The sequence below is a fragment of the Sphingomonas bacterium genome (assembly GCF_903643065.1).
GTDB lineage: Bacteria > Pseudomonadota > Alphaproteobacteria > Sphingomonadales > Sphingomonadaceae > Sphingomonas.
Genome location: NZ_CAHJWX010000366.1, coordinates 1 through 3179, shown reverse-complemented (window position 1 = coordinate 3179; position 3179 = coordinate 1). Strand labels below are relative to the sequence as shown.

Annotated in this window: 5 protein-coding genes and 1 tRNA gene; 4 read left to right on the top strand and 2 right to left on the bottom strand. The window is 71.5% G+C overall.

Features of this window, described 5'->3' with window-relative positions; genetic code table 11:
• The first annotated feature begins 77 nt into the window (after window positions 1-77).
• The 3 genes from zapA to HUU95_RS12115 all read left to right on the top strand — a co-directional run bounded on the left by zapA (window position 78) and on the right by HUU95_RS12115 (window position 1410).
• Window positions 78-386 carry a cell division protein ZapA gene (gene zapA / locus HUU95_RS12125; RefSeq protein ID WP_174280339.1) on the top strand — a complete coding sequence of 103 codons (309 nt, stop codon included), beginning with the start codon at window positions 78-80 and terminating at the stop codon, window positions 384-386.
• Window positions 387-658: 272 nt separating this feature from the next.
• Entirely contained in the window at window positions 659-1192 is a 534-nt protein-coding gene (locus HUU95_RS12120; protein ID WP_174280338.1) for a 5-formyltetrahydrofolate cyclo-ligase, read from the top strand.
• Complete coding sequence (locus HUU95_RS12115; RefSeq protein WP_174280337.1) at window positions 1189-1410, top strand: DUF2842 domain-containing protein; 222 nt, start codon at window positions 1189-1191, stop codon at window positions 1408-1410. Before HUU95_RS12120 ends, HUU95_RS12115 begins: the two co-directional genes overlap by 4 nt.
• Before the next feature lie 163 nt (window positions 1411-1573).
• On the opposite strand, the gene HUU95_RS12110 is transcribed toward HUU95_RS12115, so the two are convergent.
• Window positions 1574-1650, bottom strand: a tRNA-Asp gene (locus HUU95_RS12110).
• A 23-nt stretch (window positions 1651-1673) separates the two neighbouring features.
• The gene (locus HUU95_RS12105; RefSeq protein WP_174280336.1) at window positions 1674-2885 is read right to left on the bottom strand and encodes an AI-2E family transporter; all 1212 of its coding nucleotides are present in this window, start codon (window positions 2883-2885) and stop codon (window positions 1674-1676) included.
• Between the two features lie 68 nt (window positions 2886-2953).
• Here HUU95_RS12105 and HUU95_RS12100 point away from each other — a divergent pair.
• Window positions 2954-3179 (top strand): FGGY family carbohydrate kinase (locus HUU95_RS12100; RefSeq protein WP_254602779.1); only part of this gene is annotated, 226 nt, incomplete at its 3' end.

The window sequence follows — 3179 nt, the reverse complement described above, 5'->3', positions numbered from 1 at the left end:
CGCGGCGCTCAAGGCGCGGATGGCGGAAGCGGTCGCGGCGCTGGACGACGTGATCGCGCGCGGGTCGGAGCGCTAGGGTGGCGCAGGTCGACCTGTCGCTGGGCGGGCGCGCGATCGCCGTCGCCTGTCGCGATGGCGAGGAGAGCCGCGTGCGGCATCTGGGCGAACGGCTGATCGAGCGCTGGCCGGCCGCGTTGCGCGCCGCCGGCGGCGTCTCCACCGAGCGCGCGCTGTTCCTGCTCGCGCTCATGCTCGCGGACGCGCTCGACGAGGCGGAGAACCGCCCTCCCGCCGACGGCTCGCTGGGCGCGGGCGCGGTAACGCGGCTGGCGGAACGGCTGGAAGAACTAGCCGACACCCTTGAGCACGCGCCCGCCAACGCCTAAGTACGGACTCGGGTACTGCCCGGTGCGAGCCATCTTTTATCCCTGAGGCTATTCATCATCCATTGGGGGCTGTCCCTGCCCGGATCCTGGTCCGACGTACATGGTCCCCACCTGACGTACCGTGCGTCAGTGGATACATTGGCAAACGGCCAAGGTGGTCCCAACACGCACCGCCGCAGCCTAGCTGCGGCGGAGACGCGTGAGCCCGGCCGGCGGATCGCGCTAGCGAGCCCGTTCGACGTCGCGGCACGGCTTCGCCGGGCCGCGACCTGATGCTTGCCAAGCCCGCTCTTCGCGCCCGCCTTCGCGCGACCCGAGCCGCCATGAACGGCCCCGCTCCCAGGCCATCACCCGCCTTTCTCGACCAACTTCGCCCCGGCCGGATCGTCGCCAGCTATCGCCCGGTCGGCGGCGAGGTTGACCCAGCCCCGTTCGACACCGCCGCGACCGCCGCCGGCGCCCACCTGGCCCTCCCCTTCGTCGCCGACCGCGCCACCGCGTTGCGCTTCCTGCTCGTCCAGCCCGGCGAGCCGCTGATCCCCGGCCCCTTCGGCCTGCTCAATCCCGACCCGGCCTGGCCCGAGGCCGCCCCCGACCTCATCCTCACCCCGCTGATCGGCTTCGACCGGCGGGGCAACCGCCTCGGCCAGGGCGCCGGCCATTACGACCGCGCCTTCGCTGCGCATCCGGCCGCGTGGCGCGTCGGCCTCGCCTGGTCGGTGCAGGAAGTCGACGCGCTCGCCCCCGATCCATGGGACATCCCGCTCCACGCGATCGCGACCGAACAGGAGTGGATCACGCCATGACCCCATCGTGGCGCAAGCCGGCTGGCGTCTTCATCATCCTGGGGCTGATCGCCGTCTGGGCGATCGCGATCGCCAGCCTCTCGGGCACGGTCGGCACCTGGTGGTGGCCGGCACAGACGCTCTTCTACCTGGTCACGGGCATCATCTGGATCGCGCCGTTGCGGCCGCTGCTGGTGTGGATGGAAAGCGGCAATGCGGGGGACGGGGACGCCCGATAACCGTCGTCAACCGGCCTTGTGCGGGGGATCCCGCTACTTCTTCGCTGGGTAGAGCGTCGCGGCGAAGCCGCGCCGTGACGTCGGACGGGATCGCTGAAGCGACCCGCCGGCCGCGCTTGCGCGTGGTGCGATCAGCTCCGCTGACCGTGCCCGCGCTGCGCGGTGGCGCGAGTGACGGGGCTCGAACCCGCGACCTCCGGCGTGACAGGCCGGCGCTCTAACCAACTGAGCTACACCCGCAAGACCGTCGCGGAGGCGGCCGGTTAGGCGACGCCTCCGGGGCTGTCAACCGGTTCGGGTCTGCCCCGCCGCCAGCGCCGCCGGTCGCCGCGCGTCTTCACCAGCGCGCCCTGTTCGAACAGGAAGCCCGCGATGTCCGGCTTGCCCGCCGCGCCCAGCACCGTCTGCCCGATGATCAGCAGCGGCACTGCCAGCAGCGCACCGGGCGTCCCCCAGATCCAGGTCCAGAAGCTGAGCGAGATCAGGATCATCAGCGGGCTGATCGTCAGCCGGTGGCCGACGATGAACGGCGTCACCAGGTTCGCCTCCACCAGGTGGCAGCCGATCATGATCGCCGCCGGCACCAGCGCGCCCCAGATATCGGCATAGAGCATCAGCCCACCCACCGCCATCAGCAGCGCCGCGATCGCTGGCCCGAAATACGGGACATAGTTGAGCAGCACGACGATGCCGCCCCACATCAGCGGATAGGGCATGCCGTACAGGTACAGCGCGCCCGCGACGATCGCGCCCAGCAGCAGGTTGATGAGCGTGATCGTGCCCAGATAGGCCGACACGTCGTCCACCACGTCCTGGATCACCCGCGCCGTCGCCATCGCGCCGTCGAAACTGGCGCGGCCGGTGATCGTCTGGCGGCGGATGCGGGTCCAGCCGGACAGGAAGAAGAACACCACCAGGACGCCGAACAGGAACTGGACGATGACGGCGGGAGCGCTGGTCGCGGCGAGCTCCAGGATCGACGAGGGCGGCGCCACGGCGGCGGTGGGCGAGCGGCGGATCGGCGTCGACGCGATCTGGTGAAAGAAGCGGTTCACCGAGCGCTGCAGGCTGGAATAAAGCTCCAGCAGCGGCGCGAGATTGTGCTGGATGCGCGGCAGCCGCGTCGGCAGCAGCGTGAAGAAGTCGGTCGCCGGCACCACGATCGCGGCGATCGCGACGTTGACGAGCCCCAGGAACAGCAGCACGCAGAACAGCGCCGCCAGCGTCGGCGGCACGCCGCGTCGCTCCAGCTGCTCCAGCAGCGGCACCATCGCGACCGCCACCACCAGCGCGGCCGTCAGCGGCAGGAAGAACTCGCGCCCCAACTGCAGCGCGAAGGGCAGCCCGAGCGCCAGCCCGACGCCCGCGATCAGCGTCAACGCCGCGAGCAGCCGGTCGCGCCGCTCCACCAACGGCGCCGGCTCGTCGGGCACGAGCGGCACGCCGGGGGCGATGAAGGCGTCGCGATCGGCCATGTCGGTCACTCCTACCCCCCTTGCGCGGATCGCGATAGCGGGCATGCGGGGCGCGAGGAGAGAGGACCATGGCCGACCACCTGCTCGTGATCGACGAGGGCACCACGTCGACGCGCGCGATGCTGTTCACCGCCGACCCCGGATCGGGCCCGGGGCAGGTCGGCCGCTGCGTCGCGAGCGCGGCGGCCGAGCTGACCCAGCATTATCCCCGCCCCGGCTGGGTGGAACACGACGCCGCCGAGATCTGGCGCGAGAGCGCGCGCGTCGCCGCCGCGATGGTGCGCCACGCCGGCG

Excerpts from the sequence above, each read along its gene's own strand:
- HUU95_RS12115 (WP_174280337.1), top strand. The coding sequence starts at position 1,189 with ATGACCCCATCGTGGCGCAAGCCGGCTGGCGTCTTCATCATCCTGGGG.
- HUU95_RS12105 (WP_174280336.1), bottom strand. The coding sequence starts at position 2,885 with ATGGCCGATCGCGACGCCTTCATCGCCCCCGGCGTGCCGCTCGTGCCC.
- HUU95_RS12120 (WP_174280338.1), top strand. The coding sequence starts at position 659 with ATGCTTGCCAAGCCCGCTCTTCGCGCCCGCCTTCGCGCGACCCGAGCC.